The following is a 24887-nucleotide window of genomic DNA, read 5'->3' on the forward strand; positions in this document are numbered from 1 at the left end:
CGGCGCGGACGGCCCTCGCTCTGCCACGGCATCGCCTCGGTCAGCAGCCGGACCGCCCCCGACTCCCACTCCACGTGCGGGGTCGGCTCGTCCACGTGCAGCGTCTTCGGCAGCACACCGTGGCGCATCGACTGGACCATCTTGATGATCCCGCCAACACCGGCAGCCGCCTGGCTGTGACCGATGTTCGACTTCAGCGAGCCCAGCCACAACGGCCGGTCCTGCTCACGATTCCGACCGTAGGTGGCCAGCAGCGCCTGCGCCTCGATCGGGTCACCGAGCTTCGTCCCCGTACCGTGGGCCTCGACCACGTCCACCTCGCCGACCGTCAGACCCGCATCGGCCAGCGCACTCCTGATCACCCGCTCCTGCGCCGGACCGTTCGGCGCCGTCAGACCGTTCGACGCACCGTCCTGGTTCACCGCCGTACCACGCACCACCGCCAGAACACGGTGACCGAGACGCCTCGCCTCCGACAACCGCTCCACCAGCAGCAGACCGACACCCTCGGCCCAGCCCGTCCCGTCCGCCGACGCCGCGAACGCCTTGCAACGCCCGTCCGCGGACAGACCCCGCTGACGCGAGAACTCCACGAACATGCCGGGTGTGGCCATCACGGTGACACCGCCGGCCAGCGCCATCTCGCACTCACCACGCCGCAGCGACTGCACCGCCAGGTGCAACGCCACCAACGACGACGAACACGCCGTGTCCACCGTCAGCGCCGGCCCCTCCAGACCGAACGAATACGCCAGCCGACCCGACGCGACACTCGTGGTGCCGCCGGTGAGTAGGTAGCCCTCGGAGCCGTCCGCGGTCTCGTGCAGGCGCGGGCCGTAGTCCATCGCGGTGGCGCCGATGAAGGTGCCGACCCGCTTGCCGCGCACGGACGCGGGGTCGATGCCCGCGCTCTCGAACACCTCCCAGGCCGTCTCCAGCAGCAGCCGCTGCTGCGGGTCCATCGCCGCGGCCTCGCGGGGGTTGATACCGAAGAAGTCCGCATCGAACTCGGTCGCCGTGTCGAGGAATCCGCCGTGCCGGGTGCTCGACAGGCCTGGCTGCGACCGGTCGGTGCCGAGGAGGGCTTCGAGGTCCCAGCCCCGGTCGGTGGGGAAGTCACCGATGGTGTCGATGCCCTCGGCGACGACCTGCCAGAGCTCCTCGGGAGAGGTGATCCGGTCCGGGTAGCGGCAGGACATGGCGACGACGGCGATCGGCTCGTCGGCACGGACGACGGTGGCCGTGGGGGCGCCGCTGTCCGTCGAGGTGCCGGAGAGCTCGCCGACGAGGTGGTCGATCAGAACCGCGGGCGTCGGGTAGTTGAAGAGCAGGCCGGCGGGCAGTCGGAGGTCGAGTTCCTCGTTGAGGATGTTGCGCAGTTCGACGGCGAGCAGCGAGTCGAAGCCCAGTTCCTTGAAGGTCTGGGTGAGTACGACGTCGTCATCGGCGGTGTGGCCGAGGACCGTGCCGACCGTGTTCCGTACGAGGTCGGTGAGTTCGCGGGTGAGTTCCCGCGTGCCGAGGGAGGCGCGGCGGCCCGGCTCGACGGCGGCGTGCGCCGTCTCCTCGTCCTTGGCACTGTGCGTGGCGGGGACGGCCGGTCCGGCGGTGGCCGCCGCGGTGGGGCGCGGGGTGTGCTCGGACCAGTAGCGGCGGCGTTGGAACGCGTAGGTGGGCAGGTCGACGACGGTCGCATCGGCGTCGATCACCGCGCGCCAGTCGACATCGGTCCCGTTGACGTACAGCCCCGCGAGCGCGGCCGTAATCGCGTGTCCCTCGGCGCCCTCCCGCATACCGGACAGGAAGACGGTGCCGGGCTCGTCCAGGCACTCCTGGCCCATAGCGGTGAGCACTCCGCCCGGCCCGACCTCGAGGAAGGTCCGCGCGCCGGCGGCACGCAGGGCGTTCAGGGCGCCGGCGAAGCGGACCGGCTGGGCGACATGCCGGACCCAGTAGGCCGCGGACCGCAGTTCGTCCGCGTCGGCCGGTTCTCCGGTGACGGTGGAAACCAGCGGAACGGTCGGCTCGTGGTAGGTCAGGGTCTCGGCGACGGCCTGGAACTCGGCGAGCATCGGGGCCATCAGCGGCGAGTGGAAGGCGTGGCTGACGTTCAGCTGCCGGGTCTTCCGGCCCATCCGGCGGAAGTGCTCAGCGATCGGCAGCAGGTCCTGCTCGGCTCCGGAGATCACCACGGAGTTCGGCGAGTTGATCGCCGCGAGGCCGACAGTCTGCTCCGAGCCGCGCAGCAGCGGGACCACCTCGGCCTCGGAGGCCTGGAGCGCGATCATCGCACCGCCGGCCGGCAGAGCCTGCATCAGCCGGCCGCGCGCGGCGATCAGCGTCGCGGCATCGGCGAGCGAGAGGACACCAGACACGTGGGCGGCGGCGATCTCACCGATGGAGTGTCCGGCGAGGTAGTCGGGACGCACCCCCCATGAGGTGATCAGCCGGTAGAGGGCCACCTCGACCGCGAACAGCGCGGGCTGGGTGTACCGGGTCTCGTCGAGCGAGGCGCGGTCGGCGGCGGACCCCGCCTCACCGGTACCGCCCGTGTCGTCCTCCGCCCAGATGATGGCGCGCAGCGAGCGGCCGATGCGGTCGTCGAGTTCGGCACACACCTCGTCGAAGGCTTCGGCGAAGACCGGATGGGTCTCGTACAGCTGCCGGCCCATCCCCAGCCGTTGGCTGCCCTGGCCGGTGAAGAGGAAGGCGAGGGCGCCCTCCTCGGCGCCGCGACCGGTGATCACGCCCGCAGAGCGCTTGCCCAGCGCCAGCGCCTCCAGCCCCGCAGTGAGTACGTCGAGGTCGCCGGCCACCACGGCGGCGCGGTGGGGGAAGTGGGTGCGCGTGGTGGCGAGTGAGAGCGCGACGTCGGCGGGGCACCGCGGGGCGTCGGCGCTAAGCGACGCGAGCAGCCGCTCGGCCTGGGCGCGCATCGCGGCCTCGGTCTTCCCGGACAGCAGCCAGGGCACGGGGGATCCGTCCCTGGACGGCTCCCCGGCGGGCGCCAGCGGCCGGTGCCCGTCACGGTCGGCCACGGGGTGCTCCGTCTCCTCCGCGTGGCCCTGCTGCGAGGCGAGCACGAGGTGCCCGTTCGTACCGCCCATCCCGAAGGAGCTGACGCCGGCCACCAGTTGACGGCCCGGGTGCGGCCACGGGCCCGATTCACTCTGCACGCGCAGACGCAGGTCGTCCAGCGGGATCGCGGGATTGGGCCGCTCGTAGTTGAGGCTCGCCGGAATCCTCCGGTGGGCGATGCTCAGTCCGGCTTTCAGCAGACCGACGATGCCGGCGGCACCTTCGAGGTGGCCGACGTTGGTCTTCGCCGAGCCGACGAGCAGGGGCGCGTCGACGGCCCGGCCGGCGCCGAGCGCGGCACCCAGCGCGGCGGCCTCGGTGGGGTCGCCGACCCGGGTGCCGGTGCCGTGCAGTTCGACGTACTGGACCAGGGCCGGGTCGATGCCGGCGTCGTCGTAGGCCCGCCTGATGACGTCTTCCTGAGCCGCTCCGCTGGGCACGGTGAGGCCGTCGCTGGCGCCGTCGCTGTTGACTGCGCCGCCCATGATGAGCCAGTGGATGCGGTCGCCGTCGGCGAGGGCCTGCTCGTACGGCTTGAGCAGCAGCGCGGCGCCGCCCTCGCCGCGCACGTAGCCGTTGGCGCGCTCGTCGAAGGTGTAGCAGCGGCCGTCGGGCGAGAGACCGCCGAACTTCTCGGTGCTGAGGGTGGTCTCGGCGAGGATGTTGAGGCTGACCCCGCCGGCCAGGGCGAGTGTGGAGTCTCCACGGGCCAAGCTCTCGCACGCCATCTGGACCGCGACGAGCGCGGAGGACTGCGCCGTGTCGACGGTCATGCTCGGCCCGTGCAGGTCGAGAACGTACGAGACGCGGTTGGCGATGATGCCGCGGTGGGTGCCGGTGACGGTGTGCGCGGTGATGCCGTCCGGGCCGGCCGCGTGCATCAGACGGGCGTAGTCGTCGGCGATCGCGCCGACGAAGACGCCGGTCCTGCTGCCGCGCAGGTCGGCGGGAACGATCCGGGCGTCCTCCAGTGCCTCCCAGCTGAGTTCGAGCATCAGGCGCTGTTGCGGGTCCATGACGGTCGCCTCGCGGGGCGAGACTCCGAAGAAGCCCGCGTCGAAGCGGTCCACCTGGTCGAGGAAGCCGCCGAAGCGTGCCGCGATGGGCGTGTCAGGGTTCCAGCGGTCGGCGGGCGCCTCGGTGATCGCGTCCTGGCCACTGTCGAGAAGCTTCCAGAACGCCTGCGGGTCCGGCGCTCCCGGCAGCCGACAGGCGATGCCGATGACCGCGATGGTCGGGGTGCCCTGCGAGCGGGGGGTCTGTGCGAACTCAGCCATGGGTCTTCTCCGGAGCCTGGAAGGCGGCGCAGGACCAGGTGTAGCCGGCACCACCACCGATCACGAGGGCGATCTCGCCGGGCTGGAGGATGTCCGAGGCGATGATGTCGCTGAGGTTGGCGATGAAGTCACCGGCGCCGAGGTGGCCGGTCTTCCGGCCCAGGAACAGCGGCTCGGCCTTGATCACGTCCTCGATGACGGGCAAGTACATGAGGTTGTAGACGGAGTCGCCGGCGCGGGGCAGCGCGATGCAGCGGATTCGTGGGTCGCTCGGCTCGACGCCGGCGAATTCCAGACACTCCAGCAGGATGTGACGCACCTTGGCCAGGCCGAGCGACTTGAGCTGCTCCATGCCGCCCATCTCCAGGTACGCCTTCTTCGGGCGGCGTACGTCGATGGGCCGGCTGTGGTCGAGGGCGGCGTCGCTGAAGGGGTCGCGGCCTCGGAAGAAGAGCTCGGTCTCGGCGGCCGCGGCGGTCGAGAAGGAGAGCATGTGCAGCAGGTCGCCGTGGCCGTCGGTGCGGCCGAGCAGGAGGGCGGTACCGGCGTCGCCGTAGACGACGTCGTAGTCGCCGGCCCAACGGTCGAAGCCGGGCAGGGAGAAGCGGTCGCCGGTGGTGACCAGGACCGAATCCATCGCCGGGTCCGCGACCAGACGGGTCGCGGCGAGCTGGACGCCGAGCGCACCGCCGTTGGACATGTGCTGGAGGCCGAAGGGCAGCGCCTTGCTGACACCCGCCTGGTCGGCGACGTAGTGGGCGGGAGCCCAGAAGTCGTGACCCTGGTGGTAGATCCAGGCGTGGGCCAGCAGGCCGACGCGGTCGGTGTCCCAGTCGGCGGCACGCAGCGCCCGCTGGGCGGCACGCGCCGCGAGCTGCGGGCCGGCGAGTTCGGTGGAGACCGGGAGCTCGGTGACGCCGACGCGGTGCCGGTGCTCGGGTTCCAGCCGCCCGTCCGCGATCACCTCGTCCACGGTTTCCCGGTCCTCCGGTAGCCATGTCGAGGCCGCCTTGATGCTCAGAGCGCCGCCCAGCCTCATCCTGGAATCCCCCTACTGCCACGTGCTTCGAATGTGAAAGTCCGGCGTGAAGGGCAGGCCTCCCCGCCTCGCTGACCTGCCACGCGAAGGCCACGTTAGTTAGCCAGGAGCGTTCGGAAGTAGGTCACTTAAGGCGCAGCCGACCGTGTGCTCCTTTAGTGATACCGATGTGTCTCATGACCCTCATCGGTACCCGTGCGGGCGTCGCCGGAGGGCTGTCGGCCCAGGTCATCACCCTGATCACGAACGGGGTGCACCGGGCACCCCGGACGCCGGCCCAAAGGCGCGTACGGCGGTGCCGAGGATCATGCTTACCAACTGTGACCGCGGCGAAACGCTAAGAGTTCCAACTGTGCAGATCGGTATCAATAGGCCATCGAGAAATGGAAGTTGCAACAGGCCCGAAACGTAGGGCGGGGATTTCCGTGGTAGCCACAGTCGCCGCCACCCCACCCCCCGGGTCGGCACGTGACTCGGATCACTCCGTTGGTGCCCACATCAAGCTGCCCCATGAATCGGCGCCCCAAATGAACTGACTTGTCGTCATAGCTGAAGCCACAGGCCGCCGCGAACCAGAATCGAGCCTCGCGGTTCGCATTGGCCGATGTATCATCACCTTTCCAGGTCTACGGAGTTGAGCAGTGCGCCCGGGCGTTACAGCAGGTGCACCGTTCCGAGTCGAGGACCCGGTAGATCCTTGGGAGCCCACCGAATCGGGGGATTACTCGTGGCCTTCAAGAAAAATCTAAGCAAAGAAAACGGGCCGGGGCATGCCCTCCTGGGCCGCTCTTCCGACATAGCCGAGCAATTCTGTGCGCAACTGGTGCAGCAGCGAAGCACGCTGATAGTGAGTCATGCGAGTCGCGACCGCATCGCCGTCCAGGCCGGCGAGGTCATCGCTGCCTGTGCGCTGACCCTGGAGCTGGGGCGGGCCGTTACCCCGGAGGAGGCGACCCGTCTGGCGCGAGCCGCCGCCGATACGCATCCCACGGTCCATGCCGACCAGGTCGCTCTGGCGCAGGCGTCCACGCTGCTCTTCGAGACGGTGGCAGCCGCACTGCGGGAGGTGGTGGGTGACGGGCCTCAGCGGACCGCTCTGCTCACCGAAGCGCTCCTGACGCTCCATCGCAGCATCAACGCACGATGGCAGGTCATCGCAGGTGACCGCGAGGCAGCCCTGCTGACCGCGATGCACAACGCGACCGATGCCCACCGCCGGGCGCTCGCGCGTGACGTGCACGACCGGTTGGGCAGCAGCGTGAGTCTGGCGATGCGCCAGCTGGAGCTCTACGCGCTGTCGATAGCCGACCGGCCCGAGGCCGAGCAGCAGCCTGTGCTGGCCGTGCGCGACACGCTCGTCAGCACCCTGCTGGAACTGCGCGAACTCATCACCTGGCTCCGCGAGGACTCCTCGGACCTGGACCTGCGCAGCGCTCTCGCGGCGTTCGTGGAGTCGATGCAGGTATCCGGGACGAGCACAGTGACGATCGATGTCATCGGGGACGGCGCACCCGCCGGCCACCGGACGCTCGCCGAACTCTTCCTCGTGCTGCGCGAGTGCCTGCTCAACGCTCTGGCGCATTCCATGGCCAGCCAGATCGAGGTGCGGGTGGAGTTCACCGCGAGCGAGGTGAACGTCCTGGTCGAGGACAACGGCATCGGAATCGACCTGCACCGGACCGCATCCGGCCGCAGGGGCCACGGCCTGATCTCCATGTCCGAGCGCGTCGAGCAACTCAACGGCCGACTCACCATCAAGGACGCCGCGCCGACCGGCACCCGGATCGACCTGTGGATACCCATCGGAGTCGCAGAACATGTCTGACCAGATCCGCATACTCGTCGCCGATGACCACACGATACTGCGCCAAACCCTGTGCGACTCCCTGCGCAGCGAACCCGACTTCGAGATCGTGGCGGAGGCCGGAGACGGCCAGTCCGCGGTGGAGCTGGCGGTGCAGCATCAGCCCGACATCGCCCTGCTGGACGTCGAGATGCCGGGGCAGAAGACCCTGACCACCGTGATACAGCTGCGCGACCGCTGCCCGGACACGAGCACGGTCATCCTGACCATGCACGACTCTCCCGGCCTGGTCCAGGAGTTCCTCGAACTGGGCATCAGCGGCTTCCTCCACAAGAGCGCGACCCGCGCGACGCTGATCTCCGCGATCCGCGCCGCCCGCAGCGCCGATCAGCAGGTGACCATGTCGGTCTCCCGGAAGAGCCTCAAGGTCTCCCGGCAGAAGCCGACCGGGCCGGGTGCGCTGTCCAACCGCGAGATCGAGGTTCTCAACCATGTCGCCGCCGCCCGCAGCAACAGACAGACGGCGGCCTCGCTGGGAATCGCCGAAGGCACGGTGAAGCGTCACATGCGAAATATATTCGAGAAACTCGACGCGGTTTCCCGGATCGACGCGGTGAACAAGGCGATGGCCGCTTCGGCCATCCGAACCGACACCTCGCACACATCATGGCACGCAAATAACGCAGCCAGCTGAGCGCAAGAACTCAGTGCCGCCACCCCGGATGGCGGCTCCTTTTGTGAATATCGCGCGCCAAATGAAATACCGTAGGCTACCAAGGAATTCTGTGAACATCGACCCCGCCCTCTCGCCCGTGCTCGCCACCCTTCCGACACTCGACTGGTTCAGCGATGTCGACGCCACCCGCGCCGCCACCCGGAGGCTGCTGGCCGCCACTCCCGCGCCCGCCGACCCGAGGATCGAGATCAGCGGGGCCTCGTTCACCGGCCCCGACGGCAATCAGATAGAGCTGCGCATTTACACCCCGACCGGAGAGGCTCCAGAGCCGCTGCCCGGGGTGCTCTACTGCCACGGCGGCGCCTTCATCACCGGGGACCTCGACACCGCCGACAGCAACTGCCGCGAGATATGCCTCGGAGGCAACGCGGTGGTGGTCTCGGTCGGCTACCGGCTGGCGCCCGAACACCCGTACCCCGCCGGGCTCACCGACTGCCACGCCGCGCTCGGCTGGCTCCACGCCCATGCGGCCGACCTCGGCGTGGACCCCGACCGGCTAGCGGTCAGCGGGCGTTCCGCAGGCAGCTGCCTCGCCGCCGCAGTGGCTCTGATGGCCCGCGACCAGGACGGGCCACGGCTGATCCACCAACTCCTGCTCATCCCCGCGCTGGACGACCGCTGCGACACCCCCTCCGCTCACAGCGTCACCGACCACCGCATCCTCAATCGGCACACCGCGCTGACCATGTGGCAGACCTACCTCGGCGGCGCGGACCCGACCGCTCCTTACGCGGTGCCCTCCCGCGCCGACGACTTGTCGGGGCTCCCCTCCGCCTACATCATGGCGGCCGAAAACGACCCCCTGCGGGACGAGGGCATCGACTACGCGCGCCGACTCGTGGAGGCCGGTGTCAGCACCGAACTCCACCTCGTACCGGGCGCCTTCCACCTCTTCGAGGGGTACGCGCCGGACAGCGCACTGGCCCGACGCACCACGGAGCACTGGATGGCCGCGCTGCACGGCGCGCTGCGCCGCTGAACCCGAAGTGGCATGGACACTCCCCAAAAGGAGTAGCCGCCCGTGCCCCTAATCGGCCTTACCGTCCAGCGCGGGTGCGGATAACTTCCAAGAGGCCACGACGGAGACGGCTCCCGCTGACGCGGCCCACTTCCCCTTTGACTCATGACGGAAGGCAGGGCCATGTCGGACGGCGGACGCGAGGAAAACACCTGGATTCGGCGGTACCAGCCCACCCCCGGGGCGGACCGCCGACTGGTGTGCTTTCCGCACGCGGGCGGATCGGCCACCTTCTTCCGCCCGCTCGCACTCGCCCTGTCGGGCGTCGTCGACGTCGTGGCCATCCAGTATCCGGGCCGCCAGGACCGGCGTGCCGACCCTCTCATCGACAGCATTCCCCGGTATGCCGACGCGGTCGCCGAGGCCCTCGCCGACTGGACCGACCTTCCGCTGCAGTTCTTCGGGCACAGCATGGGCGCGATTCTCGCCTTTGAGGTGGCTTTGCGATTCCAGCGCGAGGGCATTGTGCTCAGCCACCTCTTCGCCTCCGGCCGTAGCGCCCCCTCCTTCCCCAACACCGCCGCGGTCCACCGGCTTGATGACAACGCACTGCTGAAGGAGATGGCCGCGCTCGGTGGCACCGACCAGCGGCTGCTCGTCGACGACGAACTGCTCCGGGGCGCCCTGCCGGCCATCCGCAGCGACTACAAGGCGATCGAGACGTACAGCTGCGCCCCCGACGCCGTCCTCGATTGCCCCGTCACCGTGCTCACCGGCAACGGCGACTCCCGCGTCAGCCAGGCCGGCGCCGCCGCCTGGAGCAACCACACCACGGCGGGAACACGCTTCACGACCTTCCCCGGCGGACACTTCTTCCTCAGCGAGCAACTCCCCGCCATCACAACCCTGATCACGACCGAGCCCGGGCCCGCGCCCCATCAGGCAGCGCAGAGCGCCTAGATGAATGAGTCCCATTGCCGGCCTGGCCGCGACCATGACAATGGATGCCCGTTCGCCGGGGGGCACTGGCCCGGCAGGTCCCGACCTGGCACGACGACCTGCAGCTGATCGACTCGGCACCGCTGCCGTGCCCCGCGTCGAGGGAGACCGTGAAACGCTCGGCCCTGGCTGGCACGGCCGGATACGGCTACTGCGCGAGCCGCTCCCGGTTCTGCGGCAACTTGTCGAACCGCTACAAAGAGGCGGAGCCGGCCGCGGCCGAACGGCGTTCTGGCACGAATCTGGCATGACAGGGGTGAACCGGTCTAGATAACAAGAAAGCCGCAGGTCATATGACCTGCGGCTTTCGGTGCGGAGCGGGCGACGAGAATCGAACTCGCGCTCTAAGCTTGGGAAGCTCATGTTCTACCATTAAACTACGCCCGCCTGACGAGCCGTCAGAGACCGCTCGATCCAGTGCCACTGTACCCCATCCGCCGCTGTGGTTGCACGGCCGGTCCGGGGCCGTGGCGGAGCCGGACGGGGGAATGCGGGGGGCGTACTGTTTGGGCCGCGTGTGAGTGCTCCGGTGGGCGTGGGTCGGGGCGGCGAGCCACGGTGTGGAATGTCCGGAACATCCCCTAATGTGACGCTGTCCCGGAGCCTGGTCGCCGGGGCGCGATGAGTACGGGTGAGTACTGGGTTAGGGATGGGAAGGGGATCGATGGAGCAGCGCGCCGTCGTTCGTTGTGCCGAGGGGCACCTGTTCAGCACCACCACGTTCCCGATGCAGAACCTCGGTCCGGGCCGGCTCGGCCCCGGGCGGTTGATCCGCTGTCCGCAGTGCGGACGGCTCCGGAGCTCGGTGCTGGCCGACGTGCGGGAGCTGTCCACGGCCCAACTGGCGCAGGCGATGCGGTTGGAGGCCGCTGAGTTCCTGGCCTGACGGCCGGCGGGAGGACACCCGGGGCCCCGGACGGATTCGTCCGGGGCCCCGTCGTGCACGTAACCTCGAAGCGTGCTGCTCTCTGACAAGGACATCCGGACCGAAATCGACCTGGGCCGGGTCGTCATCGACCCGTTCGACCCGGCGATGATCCAGCCGTCGAGCATCGACGTGCGCCTCGACCGCTTCTTCCGCGTGTTCGAGAACCACAAGTACCCGCACATCGACCCCTCCGAGGAGCAGCCGGACCTGACCCGGCTGGTCGAGCCGGACGGCGACGAGGCGTTCATCCTGCACCCCGGTGAGTTCGTGCTGGCCTCGACGTACGAGGTCATCACGCTGCCCGAGGACGTGGCCTCCCGGCTGGAGGGCAAGTCGAGCCTGGGCCGGCTGGGCCTGCTCACCCACTCCACGGCGGGCTTCATCGACCCCGGCTTCAGCGGCCACGTGACGCTGGAGCTGTCGAACGTCGCGACCCTGCCGATCAAGCTCTACCCGGGGATGAAGATCGGGCAGCTGTGCCTGTTCCGGCTCTCCTCGCCGTCGGAGCACCCGTACGGCTCCGAGCGCTACGGCTCGCGCTACCAGGGCCAGCGCGGCCCGACGCCGTCCCGCTCGTACCTGAACTTCCACCGCAGCGAGGTCTGACCGCAGCAGGAACGGCTCTGACCGCAGCACGACGGAGTGCATGCACGGCGGGCGGCCACCCCCTCGGAGGAGGGGTGGCCGCCCGCGGCGTTTCTCGGGCCCGCGGTGCCGGTCGGCCCGGCAGCGCCGCTCGGCCCCGCGGTGCCGGTCAGGCCCGCTTCGGGCTGGTGACCGCGACCAGCTCGGCGCCGTCCTCGGACAGCCGCAGCTCGGTGCGCAGCTCGGCGAGCTCGCCGAGGTGGTGCAGGTGGGTACCGCCGCAGAAGATCCGCGCGCCGCCCTCGGGCAGCTCGCAGTGCCACTGGCGGCGGGCGGTGAGCTCGGGGCCGGGGACGTCGATCCGGACCGGGGCGTCGGCCGCGACCCAGGCGGCGAGCTGCGCGTTGACGGCCTCGGTGAGGGCGGGCAGGGCGTCGGCGAGGGCGGGGAGGTCCTCGGTGGCGTCGACGGTGAAGCCCTTCTTCTTCAGCGACTTTCCGAGCCGGTAGGTGTCGGTGCTGGCCTGGGTGTCCATCACCGAGCCGGCCATCGCGAGGCTGTCGAAGTCGGGGTTGCCGAAGGCGTCCGAGCGGCCCGGGTCCTTGCGCCAGCGCGGGGCGAGCGCGGCGTTGAGGGCGAGGGCGAGCAGGTGGCAGCCGCTGTGCGAGGCGCTCAGGGCGGCCCGGCGCTCGGCGTCGACGGCGAGGACGGCGGTGCGGCCGGTGAGGTCGCCGGGGTCGGTGTCCAGGACGTGCAGGACCAGCCAGGACCACTCCTCGTCGCCGCGCTTGACCGGGATCTCGGCGCCGACCAGCGGGGCGCCGCCGTCCGGGCCGACCGCGCCGGTGAGGCAGTCCACCACGGCCAGTTCGGTGCCGTCGACGGTCAGGGTGCCGTGGTCGGCCGGCTGGTCGGGCCAGGTGTGGTCGAGCGGGTGGAACGGGGTGGCCTCGGTCACCACCGCGTACCGGCCGTCGGCCAGCGGGTGCACCGCCAGCACGGGGGACTCGCCGGTCACCGCCCCGGCCGGAAAGCTGACGTGGGTGGTGGGGAGGGTCATGGCGCACTCCGTGGCTGGGACTGGACGAGGGCGGGCGGGCCCGCGCCTACCGGCCGGACCCGCCCACCATTGTGCCCTTCACCCCTCAGCCCAGTGTCGGCAGCTTGATCAACACCAGCAGTGCGACCAGCTGCACGGCCGCGGCACCCGCCGCCTTGCCCCACGGCAGGTCGTGCACCCGCCGGACCATGCCGGTCAGCAGGTACGCGCAGAGCATCCAGGTGGCCCAGCCGACGGCCTGGACCACCGCGCTGCCGGAGGGCAGCACCAGGTCGAGCAGCAGCCGGGGGGCGTCGGTCAGCCAGCCGATCAGCGCGGCCAGGCCGATCGTCGACTTCCACGGGCCGTCGCCGCCGAGCTGGCGGGCCAGCGCGTAGGTGACCGCGCCGAAGACCGCCCCGGCCACGGTGAAGCCGACGGCCGCGGCGAACAGGCCGGTCAGCGCGACCGAGAAGGTCGAGTTGACGATGTCGTCGTGGGTCAGCCCGATGCCGAGCACCGCGAGCACGCCGTACAGCAGCGAGACGGTGAGGGCGGGCAGCCAGACCTGGTGGTCCCGGGTGCGGTCGAAGATCGCGGTCGGGGTGCGGAAGATGCCGACGAGCAGCTCGCGCCAGTGCGGCCGGGGCCCGCTGACGTGCGGGGCGGACCGGCCGCCGGCGCGGTAGACGGTGACGTTGTCCTGGCCGTACGGCGGGTGCTGGTCCCGGCTGCCGCCGTAGGGCGGCGGGGGCTGCTGCCCGTACGGCGGCTGCTGCCCGTAGCCGCCGTCGTCGTAGTGGCCCGGCGCCGGCGGCGGGGCGTGGTAGGGCTGCTGCTGTTGGTAGTCGCGCTGCTGCTCGTACGGGTCGCCGAGCGGGAAGGCCCGGGTGTTGCCGGGCCGGTCGGCCCCGTACGGGTCGTACCCGTCGCCGACCGTACCGCCCGGCCCGCCGGCCCCGCCGTGACCACCGGGCCCGCCGGACGCCGTCGGGTGCGCGGCGGTGAAGTACTCCGGCCCGTCCACGGGCCCGTCCGCCCGCCCGTACCCCCCGGGCACCCCCGCCGGTGGCGGAGGAGGAGCCGGCCATCCGCCGTGCGGACGGTCGGCACCCTGACCGCTGTCGTATCGATTACCAGCCACGCTCCGAAGGTACCCGTCCGGCCCAACGCGCGTCGGCCCCGGACGGAGCCGGGGCCGGTTTGCAGCGAGCCTGAGACGAACGGGTCCGAAAGCCGCCCCCGGCTGCCGCGGAGCAGCAGCCCTGCGGAGCACCTTGCGGAGGAGCTCCCCGCTGGGCAGCCCCGCTGGGGAGCCCTCGGGGGGATCCGTCAGCGCTGGGCGGTGACCGACGGCCCGTGCACCGCCGCGGCCGCCGTGGTGCCGGCCGGGCAGCCGCCCGGGCCGGCCGTGGTGCGCACGGCGCCGACCGGCAGCAGGGTGCCGCAGGCGATCCGGATGCCGCTCGGCAGCTCGTTGTCCGACTCCACGATCGCGCCGTCGCCGATCACCGCGCCGACCAGCGCGGAGCGGTCGCCGACGGTGGCGAAGGCGCCCACGATCGAGTCCTTGACCAGGGTGTCCGGGCCGATCACCGCGCCGGGCAGGATGACGCTGCCCTCGACGATCGCGCCGGCCTCGATCACCGCGTCCTCGGACACCACGGTGCCGCCGCTGAGCACCGCGCCCGGGTGGACGGTGGCGCCGGGCAGCAGCAGGGCGTCGCCGGTCGGGCCGGGGACGGCCGGGGAGTCGACCTTGCCCAGCACCAGGTCGGCGGAGCCGCGGACGAACGCCGCCGGGGTGCCGAGGTCCAGCCAGTACGAGGTGTCGACGACGCCGCGCAGCAGGGCCCCGCCGGCCAGCAGCTCGGGGAAGGTCTCGCGCTCGACGGACACCTCCCGGCCGGCCGGGATGCGGTCGATGACGGACCGGGTGAAGACGTAGCAGCCGGCGTTGATCTGGTCGGTGACGATCTGCTCCGGCGTCTCCGGCTTCTCCAGGAACTCCAGCACCCGCCCGTTCGCGTCGGTCGGGACGAGGCCGAAGGCCCGCGGGTCCTCGACCCGGGTGAGGTGCAGGGTGACGTCGGCCCCGGCGGCCACGTGGCCGTCGCGCAGGGCGGCGATGTCGAGGCCGGAGAGGATGTCTCCGTTGAAGACCAGGACCGGCTCGTCCGGGCCGCAGGTCAGTCCGGAGGCGGCGTTGCGGATGGCCCCGCCGGTGCCCAGCGGTTCGCGCTCGGTCAGGTACACCAGCTCGATGCCGTACGGGGTGCCGTCCTGGAAGTGGTCCTCGAACACCTCGGCCAGGTAGGAGGTGGCCAGCACCACCCGGGTGACCCCGGCAGCGGCCGCGCGGGCCAGCTGGTGCGCGATGAACGGGACGCCTGCCACCGGCAGCATCGGCTTGGGGGTGTGGGTGGTCAGCGGACGCAGTCGCGTGCCCTTACCACCGACGAGCATGATCGCCTCGGTCATGGTCTGCGCTGTTCCCCTTGTGCTCTCTGCGGCCCGGCCCGGCGGGCCGGTGCCTCCGTCGGTGGTCCGTTCCCGTCCGGAACGGGTCGACCGGCTCGTCGCCGGTCCGGCGCCTACTGTATTTCCTTCCGACCGAATGCCCGTCCGGCGGTCGTGCGATTGACGTCACTCGCCGTCCGTCCGCCGTACCGCCGGCGGTCGCCCGGGGCACCGAAAGGCCCGGCCCGGCGGGCGCGTTGGCGGCGTCCACCGGGCCGGGCAGTTGTAGCAGAACTGTCGAACAGCTGGCGCTGTTACGCGTCCACCGTGGCCGGTTCCTCGGCCTCGGTCGGCGGGGTCGCCTTCACCGAGTCGAGCAGCAGCTGGGCCACGTCGACCACCTTCAGGTGCTCCTTGGCCGCGCCCTCGTTCTTCTTGCCGTTGACCGAGTCGGAGAGCATCACCAGGCAGAACGGGCAGGCGGTGGAGACGATGTCCGGGTTGAGCGACAGCGCCTCGTCCACGCGCTCGGTGTTGATCCGCTTGCCGATGCGCTCCTCCATCCACATCCGCGCGCCGCCGGCGCCGCAGCAGAAGCCGCGCTCCTTGTGGCGGTGCATCTCCTGCTGGCGCAGACCGGGGACCTTGTCCATGATCTCGCGCGGCGGGCTGTAGACCTTGTTGTGGCGGCCCAGGTAGCAGGGGTCGTGGTAGGTGATCAGCCCCTCGACCGGGTTGACCGGGACGAGCTTGCCCTCGTCGATCAGGTGCTGCAGCAGCTGGGTGTGGTGGATCACCTCGAAGTGCCCGCCGAGCTGCGGGTATTCGTTGGCGATGGTGTTGAAGCAGTGCGGGCAGGTGGCCACGATCCGCTTGGTCGGGGCGTCCTCCAGCGCGGCGTTCAGGGTCTCGACGTTCTGCGCGCCGAGCATCTGGAAGAGGAACTCGTTGCCCAGGCGGCGCGGGGAGTCACCGGTGCAGGTCTCCTCCTTGCCGAGGATCGCGAACTTGACGCCCGCGGTGTGCAGCAGCTCGGCGAAGGCCTTGGTGGTCTTCTTGGCGCGGTCCTCCAGGGCGCCGGCGCAGCCGACCCAGTAGAGGTACTCGACCTCCGCGGGGTCGATGTCCTCGCCGATCACCGGCACCTCGATGCCGGTCTCCTTCTTCAGCTCCTTGACCCAGTCCAGGCGGGCCTTGGTGGCCATGCCCCACGGGTTGCCCTTGTTCTCCAGGTTCTTGAGCATCGTCCCGGCCTCGGTCGGGAAGTTGCTCTCGATCATCACCTGGTAGCGGCGCATGTCGACGATGTGGTCGACGTGCTCGATGTCCACCGGGCACTGCTCGACGCAGGCGCCGCAGGTGGTGCAGGACCACAGCACGTCCGGGTCGATGACGCCGTTCTCCTCGGCGGTGCCGATCAGCGGGCGCTCGGCCTCGGCCAGCGCGGCCGCCGGGACGTCCTTGAGCTGCTCGGCGGTGGCCTTCTCGGTGCCCTCCATGTCCTTGCCGCCGCCGGCCAGCAGGTACGGCGCCTTGCCGTAGGCGTGCTCGCGCAGGCTCATGATCAGCAGCTTGGGCGAGAGCGGCTTGCCGGTGTTCCAGGCGGGGCACTGCGACTGGCAGCGGCCGCACTCGGTGCAGGTGGAGAAGTCGAGGATGCCCTTCCAGGAGAAGTGCTCGACCTGGGAGACGCCGAAGACGGCGTCGTCGGCCGGGTCCTCGAAGTCGATCGGCTGACCGTTGCTGGTCATCGGGCGGAGGGCGCCGAGGGCGGTGCCGCCGTCCTCCTCGCGCTTGAAGTAGATGTTGAAGAAGCCGAGGAAGCGGTGCCAGGCCACACCCATCGAGGGGTTGAGGCCGATGGTGATCGCCCACGCGAACGAGATGCAGATCTTCAGCATCGCGAACAGGTAGACCAGGTTCTCCAGCGTCCCGTGCGACAGGCCGCTCAGCGCGGAGGTGATCGGGTACGAGACCAGGTGCTCCGGGCCGTACGAGTCGACGCCGGCCAGGGCGCCCTCCAGGGCGCGCAGCATCAGGATGCAGAGGCCGATGCCGAGGATCGTGTACTCGACGTAGAAGGCCTGCCAGGCGATCGAGCCGGCGAACCGGGACTTGCGGCCCGACCGGGACGGCAGGCTCATCAGGCGGATCACCATCAGGGTGACGATGCCCAGGGTGGTCAGGGTGCCGACCAGCTCGACGAAGAGCTGCCAGACCATCCAGTTGCCGATGACCGGCAGTTCCCACTCGGCGTCGAAGAGCTGGCCCATCGCGTTGACGATGGTCAGCACCAGGCTGAAGAAGCCGACCGCGACGAACCAGTGGGCGATGCCCACGATCCCCCAGCGGTTCATCCGGGTGTGCCCGAAGAACTCGGTCGCGAGGGTCCCCGCGCGCTGCGCGGGCTTCCCGAAACGGGTGGAGTCCGGCGCGCCGGTCAGCACCACCCTGAAGATGTGCCACGCCGCACGGAGGGCGAGCGCGGTGCCGATCACGAAGGTGACCAGCGAGATGACGATCGCTGCTAGTTGCATCGCTCTCCGTCTCCTGCGGCTTGCGGTTGAGCAGTCTCTGCGGTTTTCCGAAGAGATTGTACTGGTCGGTAACTTGCCGGGCCGACGGCCCGGACATTACCGGTGGGCAACAGTTCTCCAGAAGGCTCCCAAGCTATGGCGGCAGTCACGTGACCGCACGCGCGCCGCCCCGGTCGGTGACCGCCGACCGAGCGGCCGTCCACCTCCGTTCGACGGGGAACGGCCTCAGCAAAGTTGAGCGGGGCGCACTCATACCTGTTGACGCCCCCCGTCGGGTCGTGCATCCTTGAGCCTGTAAAGCTCAACTCTTCCGTGGAGGTATCTACGATGGCACGCGCGGTCGGCATCGACCTCGGCACGACGAACTCGGTCGTCAGCGTTCTGGAGGGTGGCGAGCCCACCGTCATCACGAACGCCGAGGGCGCCCGGACCACGCCGTCCGTCGTCGCTTTCGCCAAGAACGGCGAAGTCCTCGTCGGCGAGGTGGCCAAGCGCCAGGCGGTCACCAACGTCGACCGCACCATCCGCTCGGTCAAGCGCCACATGGGCACCGGGTGGAAGATCAACATCGACGGCAAGGACTTCACGCCGCAGCAGATCTCGGCCTTCGTGCTGCAGAAGCTGAAGCGCGACGCCGAGGCGTACCTGGGCGAGACCGTCACCGACGCCGTCATCACCGTCCCGGCGTACTTCAACGACTCGGAGCGCCAGGCCACCAAGGAGGCCGGCGAGATCGCGGGCCTGAACGTCCTGCGCATCGTCAACGAGCCGACCGCGGCCGCCCTCGCGTACGGCCTGGACAAGGACGACCAGACCATCCTGGTCTTCGACCTCGGCGGCGGCACCTTCGACGTCTCCCTGCTGGAGATCGGCGACGGGGTCGTCGAGGTGAAGGCCACCAACGGTGACAACCACCTCGGTGGTGACGACTGGGACCAGCGCGTCGTCGACCACCTGGTCAAGGTCTTCCAGGCCGGCCACGGCGTCGACCTGTCCAAGGACAAGATGGCCCTGCAGCGTCTGCGCGAGGCCGCCGAGAAGGCCAAGATCGAGCTGTCCTCGTCCTCCGAGACCTCGATCAACCTGCCGTACATCACGGCCTCCGCCGAGGGCCCGCTGCACCTGGACGAGAAGCTCACCCGCGCCCAGTTCCAGCAGCTGACCGCGGACCTGCTGGAGCGCTGCAAGGTCCCGTTCAACAACGTGATCAAGGACGCCGGCATCTCGCTCGCCGAGATCGACCACGTCGTCCTGGTCGGCGGCTCGACCCGCATGCCGGCCGTCGCCGAGCTGGTCCGTGAGCTCACCGGTGGCAAGGACGCCAACAAGGGCGTCAACCCGGACGAGGTCGTCGCCATCGGCGCCTCGCTCCAGGCCGGTGTCCTCAAGGGCGAGGTCAAGGACGTCCTGCTGCTCGACGTCACCCCGCTGTCCCTCGGCATCGAGACCAAGGGCGGCATCATGACCAAGCTCATCGAGCGCAACACCACGATCCCGACCAAGCGCTCCGAGATCTTCACGACGGCCGAGGACAACCAGCCGTCCGTACAGATCCAGGTCTACCAGGGCGAGCGCGAGATCGCCGCGTACAACAAGAAGCTCGGGATGTTCGAGCTGACCGGCCTCCCGCCGGCGCCGCGCGGCCTGCCGCAGATCGAGGTCACCTTCGACATCGACGCCAACGGCATCATGCACGTCGCCGCCAAGGACCTCGGCACCGGCAAGGAGCAGAAGATGACCGTCACCGGCGGCTCCTCGCTGCCGAAGGACGAGGTCGACCGCATGCGCCGCGAGGCCGAGCAGTACGCCGAGGACGACCACAAGCGCCGCGAGGCCGTGGAGACCCGCAACTCCGCCGAGCAGCTCGTCTACTCGACCGAGAAGTTCATCGCGGACAACGCCGACAAGCTCCCGGCCGACGTCAAGACCGAGGTCGAGACCGCCATCGGCGAGCTCAAGGAGGCCCTGAAGGGCGAGGACATCGCGAAGATCCGCGAGGCCTCGGAGAAGGTCTCCACCACCGCCCAGAAGCTCGGCCAGGCGCTCTACGCCAACGCCGACGCCGCCGGTGCCGGTGCCGCCGCGGCCGGCGAGTCCGCCCAGGCCAAGGAGGACGACGTCGTCGACGCCGAGATCGTGGACGACGAGAAGCCCAAGGGCGGTGCGTCGGCATGACGGACAAGCCGCAGGGCGGCAAGCCCGGCGACGACTCCGCCGCCGAGGAGGCCGTGATCAAGGCCGCCGAGGAGGCCGCCGCCGGTGCTGCCGGCGAGGGCTCCGAGGAGCTCGCCACGGCCAAGCGCGAGCTGGCCGAGCGCACCGCGGACCTGCAGCGTCTGCAGGCCGAGTACCAGAACTACCGCAAGCGGGTCGAGCGCGACCGGCTGACCGTCCGCGAGATCGCGGTCTCCAACATCCTGGAGTCCCTGATCCCCGTCCTGGACGACATCGGCCGCGCCCGCGAGCACGGCGAGGTGACGGGCGGCTTCAAGTCCGTCGCCGAGTCCCTGGAGACGGTCGTCGCCAAGCTGGGCCTGCAGCAGTTCGGCAAGGAGGGCGAGCCCTTCGACCCGACGCAGCACGAGGCGCTGATGCACAGCTACTCGTCGGACGTCACCGAGGACACCTGCGTGCAGATCCTCCAGCCCGGCTACCGCATCGGCGAGCGGATCATCCGCCCGGCGATGGTCGCCGTGGCCGAGCCCCAGCCGGGCACCCAGACGACGCCCGGCCCGGACGCCGAGGCCAAGTCCGGCGAGGACGAGTCCGACGGTGGCTCGGACAGCTGACAACCTGTGACAGCTGACAATCAGTGCGCTGCGGAGTCGCGTGCCGGCCAGTACGGCGGCCGGCTCCGCAGCGCGCTGTCAACGGCTCCTCCTTCGGCGGCTGTTGACAGCGCAGTGACGATGGACATCGGGAGGTGGCGGAAGCCGTGAGCGAGCGCAGCGAGCGAACCATGAAGACGTGCGTGTCCCGCTCAGCGGCTGCCGAGCGCAGCGAGGTGGGCGCATGAGTGGCAAGGACTACGTGGAGAAGGACTACTACAAGGTCCTCGGCGTGCCCAAGGACGCCACCGCCACCGAGATCAAGAAGACCTACCGGAAGCTGGCGCGCGAGTTCCACCCCGACGCCAACAAGGGTGACGCCAAGGCCGAGGAGCGCTTCAAGGACATCTCCGAGGCGTACGACGTCCTCTCCGACGACAAGCGCCGCAAGGAGTACGACGAGGCCCGCAGCCTCTTCGCCAACGGCGGCTTCCGCACCGGCGGCCCCGGCACCGGCAGCTACAGCTTCGACTTCGGCGACCTCTTCAGCGGCAGCCAGGGCGGCAGCGGCGGTGGCGGGCTCGGCGACGTCTTCGGCGGCCTCTTCAGCCGCGGCGGCGCCCGGCAGGCCCAGCCCCGGCGCGGCGCGGACGTCGAGACCGAGGTGACGCTCTCCTTCGAGGAGGCGGTGGACGGCGCCACCGTTCCCCTGCGGATGACCAGCCAGGCCCCCTGCCGCCACTGCAACGGCACCGGCGCCAAGTCCGGCACCACCCCGCGGGTCTGCCCGACCTGTGTCGGCTCCGGCACCGTCAGCCGCGGCCAGGGCGCCTTCGCGCTCTCCGAGCCCTGCAAGGACTGCCGCGGCCGGGGCATGATCGTCGACGACCCGTGCCCCGACTGCCACGGCAGCGGCCGGGCCAGCTCGGCCCGCACCATGCAGGTCCGCATCCCCGCCGGCGTCCAGGCCGACCAGCGGATCCGGCTCAAGGGCAAGGGCGCCCAGGGCGAACGCGGCGGCCAGCCCGGCGACCTCTACGTCACCGTGCACGTCGACCCCCACCCGGTCTTCGGGCGCAAGGGCGACAACCTCACCGTGACCGTCCCGGTCACCTTCCCCGAGGCGACCCTCGGCGCCACCATCGAGGTGCCCACGCTCAACGGCCCCGCCGTCAAGCTCAAGCTGCCCCCGGGCAGCGCCAACGGTCTCACCATGCGCGCCCGCGGCAAGGGCGCCACCCGCAAGGACGGCACCCGCGGCGACCTCCTCGTCACCGTCGAGGTCGTGGTGCCCCAGCACGTCACCGGCGACGCGCTGAACGCCCTGGAGCAGTACCGCGAGGCCACCGCCTCCGACGACCCGCGAGCCGCCCTCTTCCGGGCGGCGAAGGGAGCGTGACGACCAGATGTCCCCGAACCCGATGAACCCGACCAACCCGATGGACGCCGGCGGCCCGATCGGCCCCGGGCTCGGCGAGGGCCTGCCCGGCAACGGCCCCCGCCGCACCCGGCGCTCGGCCGCCCCGCCGCAGTACGTGCTCACCGAGGAAACCCCGGTGTACGTCATCTCGGTCGCCGCCGAGCTCTCCGGCCTCCACCCGCAGACCCTGCGCCAGTACGACCGCCTCGGCCTGGTCAGCCCCGACCGCACCGCCGGCCGCGGCCGCCGCTACTCCGCCCGCGACATCCAGCAACTGCGCGAGGTCCAGCGGCTCTCCCAGGACGAGGGCATCAACCTGGCCGGCATCAAGCGGATCATCGAGCTGGAGAACCAGGTCGCCGCCCTCCAGGCCCGCATCACCGAACTGGTCGACTCGCTCGAAAGCGCCGCCGCCGCCCTCCAGCAGCGCGAGGCCGCCGTCCACGCCTCCTACCGCCGCGACCTCGTCCCCTACCAGCCCCCCACGCCCCAGTCCAGCGCCCTCGTCGTCTGGCGCCCCAAGCGCTGACCCGAGGCACTGCCCACCCCCGCCAGCCGCCGGCTCCCTCCTGTTCGGGGGGTGCCGGCGGCTGGCGTGTGGTGAGAGAGTGCGGTCACATTCCCTCTCCGGAGGGCTGAGCGGATCTGGCATGCTGAAACGTCATCCAGCAGCAGCGCTGACGGGACACAGGTATCACGGTAACGGCGAGGAGTCGCGGATGAGTGAACGAGAACAGCCCCTTGCCGCTGGCTCGACCGTCCTCTCAGCAGCGGCCAGAGAGCTATATCTCACCGTCATCCGAGGAGACGGCAGTCTGCCGACCGGGCCGAATGCCGCGCAGGATGATTCCGCGCGGGAAGAGCTGGTGAGGATTGGCCTCCTCGTGCCCGACAGTGATGATCCGACCACTTTCATAGCCGCCGATCCGTCCCAGCTTTCGACAATTCTCAGTAATTCATGGCAGCGTCAAGCACTGGATCTGCTGTCCCGAGCCGTATCCCTGCCTTCGGAACTGCAGGAGCTCGCCCGGGAATTTCACGCCCCGAAGCAGCCCGGGGGCTCCATCGAGCACGTCCAGGGAAAGGCCCTCATTCGCCAGCGGGTGCAGCACTTCAGAGATTCCGGCATGGAGGAAGCCCTGGCGCTCCAGCCCGGGGGCCCTCGTCTCCCGGAGATTCTCTCGGGAATGATCGAGCAGGACCTGCAAACCCTGCGGAGCGGTACGAAGATGCGGACGATCTACCACGCCAGCACCCGCTACCACCAGCCGACCAGGGACTATGTGGCCACACTCGCCCGGGCCGGCGGCCAGTACCGAACCCTGGACGAGCCCTACACGCGGCTCCTGGTGATGGATCGACGCGTTGCCGTGATCCCCATCGTCGATGACATGAGCCTCGCGGCCTTCATATACGACCCGGCAGTCATCGACTACCTCGTCGAGGAAGTGTTCGAGCGGTGCTGGAGTCGGGCACTGGAGTTCGATGGCGCCCGTACGGTTCCACAGCAGGTGGTGTCCCGTCTGCGCCAGACGATCATTGACCAGATGCTCGAAGGGACCAATCACCGCGTCATCGCACGCCGCCTGGGCATAAGCGAGCGAACACTGGCACGGCACATAGCCGAAATGCGAGACGACTACAAAGTCGACTCGCTATTTCAGCTCGGATACGTGCTGGGCCGAAAGACGCAGGAGCCTGCCGACTGACGTCCCCGTCGGTTTCGGCCGGTCAGCGAATACTCCGCCGCCCTGGCGTGCCGTCAGGCCCTCGCCCGACCGGACTCACTGCCAGGAGAGGTCGTCCGCGACAGTCACGGCCGCCTTAACGGTGGTCACATCGTGAGAGCAAGCAGCGTTCGCGAGAGAGCAGACGCCGAGCACAGCCGTGGCAACCGCCAAGGAAATCACAACTTTACGGACAAATCGGCGCATGTCAGTCACGCCTCCACTCTCTCTCGATCGAGAATCTCCACCAGAACTGGCAAGCAGGATAACGGCTCACATAGTGCCGCACGAGAGGGAGGCTGTCACCCGCCCCCCGTCTCCGGAGTGTGCGTCATCTCCCTGCCAGGCATACAGATGACACAGGCCAACCCTGGACGTGACACTGCCCCGCGATGGACGATCAGTTCGCTCCCGATGGTCCGGCAGGACACCACACCTTGCCAATGTACCGTCAAATGCCGAGTCGTTCACCAGCAGCACCACTCCAAAGAGCAGCCCATATCCAACGCCCCGCCGACGCTCACTCCCCTGGTCGGCCTTCCCCCGGAGTCGACATGACCGAGCCCTACCTGCGTCAGCACGACAGCCAGGCCCCTGAGGGTCGGCGTGCACGTGTGTTCCTGGCCGCGCCGCTGATGCGGCTGACCGGCCCCGCGGACAGTGTGGTGACGCTCGCCAGCCGGACGCGGCTGACGACCCTCCGCACGACCCTCCTCCGCAGCGGTGCCGCCGTGTACAGCGCGCACCACAGCGACGCCTGGACCGTTGCCGGCCGGGCCCCCGAGCCCCGGGTGCCGTCCGACTTCCGGGCGCTGCAGTCCGCGGACCTGGTGTTCGCCTACGTCGGGGCCCCGCTCTCGGCCGGGGTGAGCCTCGAACTCGGTTGGGCGTCGGCACTGCGGAAGCCGATCGTCCTGCTCGTCGACGAGGCCATCACCCACAACCCGCTGATCGCCACCATCGAGCAGGTCGCCCCCGTCCTGCCGCTGGTCTTCGACGACACCTGGTCGCAGGAAGCCCTCCACCACACCGTGGAGACCGCCCTGGACTGGGCCGGTATGGCGCTCTCCCTCCGCGAGGGCTTCTGGACCGCCCCCGGCGACCGCTTCAACGTCCCCCGACAGCAGGCCGCCGTCCCCGGCTACTGGCCGACCGGTGCCGCCACCGGCTGAGCAGAGCTCACCCACCGGGCTCCCCCGCCCGGGCTCCCCTCATCCGCCAGGCCGACCGGAACAGGGTCTGGCGTCGTACACCCCACGCAGGCGGGCGATGTGACCGGCCACGGTCCGTTCGCTCAGCCCCGTCCGGCCGGCACTCGCCCGCTGCGTGAGACCCCGCGCGAGTGCGCGACCACTGCCGGGCCCTCCACCCGGATGCGGCCGCTTTCGGCCAGGATCGTCCGGTAGAGCTCGCGGGCGGCGGCATCGGGCAGGTCGGGCTCAGGCATCGCGGGCTCCCCTCATCCGTCGGCCCAGCTGGAACAGGGTCTCGGGAACCAGCTGCCAGTGCTTCCCAAAGGCGGCGGGGCGAGG

General features: G+C 70.1%; 18 protein-coding genes, 1 tRNA gene and 2 pseudogenes. 13 read left to right on the forward strand and 8 right to left on the reverse strand.

Annotation, left to right across the window (positions count from 1 at the left end; all coding sequences use genetic code 11):
• Together ACZ6Z8_RS18855 and ACZ6Z8_RS18860 are read right to left on the reverse strand one after the other, a co-directional pair.
• Positions 1-4355 (reverse strand): type I polyketide synthase (locus ACZ6Z8_RS18855; RefSeq protein ID WP_465611156.1); only part of this gene is annotated, 4355 nt, incomplete at its 3' end.
• Positions 4348-5328 carry a beta-ketoacyl-[acyl-carrier-protein] synthase family protein gene (locus ACZ6Z8_RS18860; RefSeq protein ID WP_465611158.1) on the reverse strand — a complete coding sequence of 327 codons (981 nt, stop codon included), beginning with the start codon at positions 5326-5328 and terminating at the stop codon, positions 4348-4350. The genes ACZ6Z8_RS18860 and ACZ6Z8_RS18855, both read right to left, overlap by 8 nt.
• A gap of 793 nt (positions 5329-6121) precedes the next feature.
• Between ACZ6Z8_RS18860 and ACZ6Z8_RS18865 the strand changes: the two genes are divergently transcribed.
• The 5 genes and pseudogenes from ACZ6Z8_RS18865 to ACZ6Z8_RS18885 all read left to right on the forward strand — a co-directional run.
• Positions 6122-7219, forward strand: a complete 1098-nt coding sequence (locus ACZ6Z8_RS18865) for a sensor histidine kinase (RefSeq protein WP_465611160.1) — start codon at positions 6122-6124, stop codon at positions 7217-7219.
• Complete coding sequence (locus ACZ6Z8_RS18870; protein ID WP_465611162.1) at positions 7212-7892, forward strand: response regulator transcription factor; 681 nt, start codon at positions 7212-7214, stop codon at positions 7890-7892. The genes ACZ6Z8_RS18865 and ACZ6Z8_RS18870 overlap by 8 nt, the downstream gene beginning before the upstream one ends.
• A gap of 91 nt (positions 7893-7983) precedes the next feature.
• A complete protein-coding gene (locus ACZ6Z8_RS18875; protein WP_465611164.1) occupies positions 7984-8913 on the forward strand; it encodes an alpha/beta hydrolase in 930 nt (309 codons plus the stop codon).
• Positions 8914-9057: 144 nt separating this feature from the next.
• Positions 9058-9852: a thioesterase II family protein gene (locus ACZ6Z8_RS18880; protein WP_465611166.1), complete on the forward strand. Its 795-nt coding sequence runs from the start codon at positions 9058-9060 to the stop codon at positions 9850-9852.
• Positions 9853-9914: 62 nt separating this feature from the next.
• Positions 9915-10064 (forward strand): annotated as a pseudogene (locus ACZ6Z8_RS18885) (IS982 family transposase); the annotation flags it as partial.
• Between the two features lie 143 nt (positions 10065-10207).
• Here the strand turns inward: ACZ6Z8_RS18885 and ACZ6Z8_RS18890 are convergent.
• Positions 10208-10278 (reverse strand) — tRNA-Gly (locus ACZ6Z8_RS18890).
• 277 nt (positions 10279-10555) lie between these two features.
• Between ACZ6Z8_RS18890 and ACZ6Z8_RS18895 the strand changes: the two genes are divergently transcribed.
• Positions 10556-10777 (forward strand): hypothetical protein, encoded by a 222-nt coding sequence (locus tag ACZ6Z8_RS18895; RefSeq protein ID WP_188304334.1) that lies wholly within the window; start codon positions 10556-10558, stop codon positions 10775-10777.
• A 72-nt stretch (positions 10778-10849) separates the two neighbouring features.
• Positions 10850-11425: a dCTP deaminase gene (gene dcd, locus ACZ6Z8_RS18900; RefSeq protein ID WP_465611168.1), complete on the forward strand. Its 576-nt coding sequence runs from the start codon at positions 10850-10852 to the stop codon at positions 11423-11425.
• Positions 11426-11573: 148 nt separating this feature from the next.
• Here the strand turns inward: dcd and ACZ6Z8_RS18905 are convergent, their stop codons facing one another.
• From ACZ6Z8_RS18905 to ACZ6Z8_RS18920, 4 genes and pseudogenes are all read right to left on the reverse strand, one after another.
• On the reverse strand, positions 11574-12464 hold the full coding sequence (locus ACZ6Z8_RS18905; RefSeq protein WP_465611170.1) for an alanyl-tRNA editing protein: 891 nt from the start codon (positions 12462-12464) through the stop codon (positions 11574-11576).
• An 85-nt stretch (positions 12465-12549) separates the two neighbouring features.
• Positions 12550-13470, reverse strand: coding sequence for a Yip1 family protein (locus ACZ6Z8_RS18910; RefSeq protein ID WP_465611172.1), 921 nt, complete (start codon positions 13468-13470; stop codon positions 12550-12552).
• A 389-nt stretch (positions 13471-13859) separates the two neighbouring features.
• A pseudogene (gene manB, locus ACZ6Z8_RS18915) lies at positions 13860-14924 on the reverse strand (mannose-1-phosphate guanylyltransferase); the annotation flags it as partial.
• Positions 14925-15217: 293 nt separating this feature from the next.
• Positions 15218-17440 carry a (Fe-S)-binding protein gene (locus tag ACZ6Z8_RS18920; RefSeq protein WP_465611174.1) on the reverse strand — a complete coding sequence of 741 codons (2223 nt, stop codon included), beginning with the start codon at positions 17438-17440 and terminating at the stop codon, positions 15218-15220.
• 327 nt (positions 17441-17767) lie between these two features.
• On the opposite strand from ACZ6Z8_RS18920, the gene dnaK reads away from it, so the two are divergent.
• The 6 genes from dnaK (at position 17768) to ACZ6Z8_RS18950 (ending at position 24527) form a co-directional block, all read left to right on the forward strand.
• The gene (gene dnaK / locus ACZ6Z8_RS18925; RefSeq protein WP_402817284.1) at positions 17768-19615 is read left to right on the forward strand and encodes a molecular chaperone DnaK; all 1848 of its coding nucleotides are present in this window, start codon (positions 17768-17770) and stop codon (positions 19613-19615) included.
• The gene (gene grpE / locus ACZ6Z8_RS18930; RefSeq protein WP_465611176.1) at positions 19612-20229 is read left to right on the forward strand and encodes a nucleotide exchange factor GrpE; all 618 of its coding nucleotides are present in this window, start codon (positions 19612-19614) and stop codon (positions 20227-20229) included. Before dnaK ends, grpE begins: the two co-directional genes overlap by 4 nt.
• Positions 20230-20452: 223 nt before the next feature.
• Positions 20453-21607: a molecular chaperone DnaJ gene (dnaJ, locus tag ACZ6Z8_RS18935; RefSeq protein ID WP_465611178.1), complete on the forward strand. Its 1155-nt coding sequence runs from the start codon at positions 20453-20455 to the stop codon at positions 21605-21607.
• A gap of 40 nt (positions 21608-21647) precedes the next feature.
• Positions 21648-22157, forward strand: a complete 510-nt coding sequence (locus ACZ6Z8_RS18940) for a heat shock protein transcriptional repressor HspR (RefSeq protein ID WP_465611437.1) — start codon at positions 21648-21650, stop codon at positions 22155-22157.
• 190 nt (positions 22158-22347) lie between these two features.
• Positions 22348-23337 carry a hypothetical protein gene (locus tag ACZ6Z8_RS18945; protein ID WP_465611180.1) on the forward strand — a complete coding sequence of 330 codons (990 nt, stop codon included), beginning with the start codon at positions 22348-22350 and terminating at the stop codon, positions 23335-23337.
• Between the two features lie 572 nt (positions 23338-23909).
• The gene (locus ACZ6Z8_RS18950; protein WP_396237778.1) at positions 23910-24527 is read left to right on the forward strand and encodes a hypothetical protein; all 618 of its coding nucleotides are present in this window, start codon (positions 23910-23912) and stop codon (positions 24525-24527) included.
• A 122-nt stretch (positions 24528-24649) separates the two neighbouring features.
• Here the strand turns inward: ACZ6Z8_RS18950 and ACZ6Z8_RS18955 are convergent, their stop codons facing one another.
• Complete coding sequence (locus tag ACZ6Z8_RS18955) at positions 24650-24802, reverse strand: hypothetical protein (RefSeq protein WP_465611182.1); 153 nt, start codon at positions 24800-24802, stop codon at positions 24650-24652.
• Positions 24803-24887 lie beyond the last annotated feature (85 nt).

This window comes from Kitasatospora sp. NPDC101108 (assembly GCF_055584725.1).

What these genes read in the sequence shown, in the direction of transcription:
- ACZ6Z8_RS18905 (WP_465611170.1), bottom strand. Translation starts at nt 12,464, where the DNA reads ATGACCCTCCCCACCACCCACGTCAGCTTTCCGGCCGGGGCGGTGACC.
- ACZ6Z8_RS18880 (WP_465611166.1), top strand. Translation starts at nt 9,058, where the DNA reads ATGACGGAAGGCAGGGCCATGTCGGACGGCGGACGCGAGGAAAACACC.
- ACZ6Z8_RS18920 (WP_465611174.1), bottom strand. Translation starts at nt 17,440, where the DNA reads ATGCAACTAGCAGCGATCGTCATCTCGCTGGTCACCTTCGTGATCGGC.
- ACZ6Z8_RS18955 (WP_465611182.1), bottom strand. Translation starts at nt 24,802, where the DNA reads ATGCCTGAGCCCGACCTGCCCGATGCCGCCGCCCGCGAGCTCTACCGG.
- dnaJ (WP_465611178.1), top strand. Translation starts at nt 20,453, where the DNA reads ATGAGTGGCAAGGACTACGTGGAGAAGGACTACTACAAGGTCCTCGGC.
- ACZ6Z8_RS18945 (WP_465611180.1), top strand. Translation starts at nt 22,348, where the DNA reads ATGAGTGAACGAGAACAGCCCCTTGCCGCTGGCTCGACCGTCCTCTCA.
- ACZ6Z8_RS18940 (WP_465611437.1), top strand. Translation starts at nt 21,648, where the DNA reads ATGGACGCCGGCGGCCCGATCGGCCCCGGGCTCGGCGAGGGCCTGCCC.
- grpE (WP_465611176.1), top strand. Translation starts at nt 19,612, where the DNA reads ATGACGGACAAGCCGCAGGGCGGCAAGCCCGGCGACGACTCCGCCGCC.
- ACZ6Z8_RS18870 (WP_465611162.1), top strand. Translation starts at nt 7,212, where the DNA reads ATGTCTGACCAGATCCGCATACTCGTCGCCGATGACCACACGATACTG.
- ACZ6Z8_RS18895 (WP_188304334.1), top strand. Translation starts at nt 10,556, where the DNA reads ATGGAGCAGCGCGCCGTCGTTCGTTGTGCCGAGGGGCACCTGTTCAGC.
- ACZ6Z8_RS18950 (WP_396237778.1), top strand. Translation starts at nt 23,910, where the DNA reads ATGACCGAGCCCTACCTGCGTCAGCACGACAGCCAGGCCCCTGAGGGT.
- dnaK (WP_402817284.1), top strand. Translation starts at nt 17,768, where the DNA reads ATGGCACGCGCGGTCGGCATCGACCTCGGCACGACGAACTCGGTCGTC.